Consider the following 2,372-nt stretch of genomic DNA (forward strand, 5'->3'; position numbering starts at 1 on the left):
ACCGTTTCGCCCTGGCCCAGCTGGGCCACGCGGCGGGCGAAGCCGCGCAGGGTGGGGTCGCTGAACAGTTCGCGCGCCGGCACCGGATGGCCGAACGCCTTCTCCAACTGGTGCGACACGGCGATGGCCAGCAGGCTGTGTCCACCCAGGCGGAAGAAATCGTCCTCCCGACCCACGGCGCCGCAACCCAGCACATCCCGCCATACCGCCGCGATGCGCTCCTCAACCGGCCCCTGGGGTGGGGTGGTGGCACGCTGCCCGCCGTCCTGCCGCAGTCGGTAGTCATCGATGCGGGCGCGCAGGCTGGCTTGGTCGACCTTTCCGGCCAGGGTGGTGGGGATGCTCTCCACCGGGATGACGGCGGCCGGCAGCATGTAGCTGGGCAGGCGCTGGGCCAGCGCCTCGCGCCAGCTGGTGTTGTCCGGCAGGTTGGCGCCGGTGGCGAAGGCGTAGAGCGCCTGGTTGCCGGCGGCATCCTTGTGCACCAGCACTACGGCCTGCCGCACGCCCGGCTGCGCCTCGATGGCGGCGGCGATCTCGCCCAGTTCCACCCGCTGGCCGCGCAGCTTCACCTGGCCGTCGGTGCGGCCCAGCACCAGCAACTCGCCCCCGGCCGTCCAGCGGCCCAGATCGCCGGTGCAATAGCGCCGGCCGTCAGGCGTCGTGGGGAAGGCGCGCTTGGTCAGGTCGGGCCGGTTGAGATAACCCTGGGCCAGGCTGGCGCCGGCCACCCAGATTTCGCCGATGGCACCGGGGGGCACCTGGCGGCCCTGGGCGTCCAGGATAATGACGCGGATGTTGGGCAGGGGCCGGCCGGCCGTCAGGCGCGGCGCGTCCGGGTCTATGCGGCCGATGGTGGTGGCCGCCGTGTTTTCCGTGGGGCCGTAGCCGTTGTAGCAGGCCAGGCGGGCGGCATAGTGGCGGGCGTCGGCGGCAATGGGCGCCTCCCCCACCGTCATCAGGATGCGCAAGGGCGGCAGGTCCGCCCGCTCGAACAGGCGCAGGTAAGAGGGCGCCATGGTGGCGACGGTGATGCCCCGGCCGGCGATCAAGGCCGGCATCGCCGCGATGTCGTCCATCTCGGCCCGGGTCAGGGGCGACAGGGCGGCGCCCACCCCCCAGGCCATCACGACATCCGAAACCCACAGGTCGAAGGTGGGGGAGGCCAGGGTCAGCACGCGGTCCGCCGGCGTGATGCCGAACCGCTCGCCCATGCCCACCGCCAGGTTCATCAGGCCGGCATGGGTGACGACCACGCCCTTGGGTGTGCCGGTGGAGCCGGAGGTGTAGAGGATGTAGGCGGGATCGGCGCCGACGTCCTCAGGCAGATCCTCGTCCATCGGGGCGCCGGCATTCCGCACTTCTTCCGGCCGCAGCAGGGACAGGTGCAGGGCGGCCAGGGCGTCGGGCGGGGTGTGGCCGTCCAGCGCCAGGATCATCTGTGCGCCGGCATCCTGGGCGATGAAGGCCAGCCGGTCGCCCGGAAGGTCGCTGGTCAAGGGCACATAGGCGCCGCCGGCCCGCCAGACCGCCAGCACGGCGGTGGGTAGAGTGGGGGAGCGATCGGTCAGGACGCCTACGACCTGCCCCCGGCGCAGGCCCTGCCGGCGCAGGGCGGCGGCCAGGGCGCCGACCCCGGCCTCCACCTCGGCATAGGTGCGGAAGCCCTCGGCGGTGATCAGGGCGGGCGCGTTCGGCTGGGCCCGGGCCAGATCCTGGAATAGGCGGTCGAAGCGGGGCGCGGACGGCGTCAGGGCGGGCCCGTGCTCCCATAGCGCCAGCTGGGTGGCCTCATCCGGTAGCAAGGTGGGCAGGGGCTGGTCGGCGGCCCCTTGCGCCACGTGGCGGGCCAGAGCCGCCAGCGACAGCACCCAGCTCTCCGCCGTGTCCCGGTCATAGACGGTGGCGTTGACGAACAGCTGCAGCGCGTGGCCGCCGTCGGCCCGTGCCTCATGGGCCAGCACCATGTCCTGGGCCGGGGCATTGGTGGTCAGGCGATAATCCAGCGCCCCGGTGGCGGGCTGCTGCTGCGGCATGAAGCGCCAGGCGGCGTCGTGGTCGGCGGTGCCGCCCATATCGCCCGGATTCTCCGTCACCGCCATGTCGAACAGGGGGAAGCGCCCCGGCTGGACCAAATCGGGGCATTGTCCCCGGAAGTCCGCCAGGATGCGGGCGGTGGGGTAGCGGGAGTGGCCCAGGCCGTCGGCCAGCGACTGCTGCACCCCGGCCAGGACCTCGGCCAGCGTTTCGCCCTCCGCCAGATGGCAGGCCAGGGGCAGCATGTTCAGGTAATACCCCACCACGCGGGCCTCATCCGCCGTCTCGCGGGTGGAGGCGGCGGTGCCCAGGGTGAAGTGGGCCCGGCCGGTGCG

At 72.7% G+C, this 2,372-nt stretch carries 1 protein-coding gene; it reads right to left on the reverse strand.

Features of this window, described 5'->3' with window-relative positions; genetic code table 11:
* Positions 1-2,372 (reverse strand): non-ribosomal peptide synthetase (locus FBZ88_RS30055; RefSeq protein WP_145620663.1); only part of this gene is annotated, 2,372 nt, incomplete at both ends.

This window comes from Nitrospirillum bahiense, assembly GCF_007828025.1.
In the GTDB taxonomy this organism is placed as follows: domain Bacteria; phylum Pseudomonadota; class Alphaproteobacteria; order Azospirillales; family Azospirillaceae; genus Nitrospirillum; species Nitrospirillum amazonense.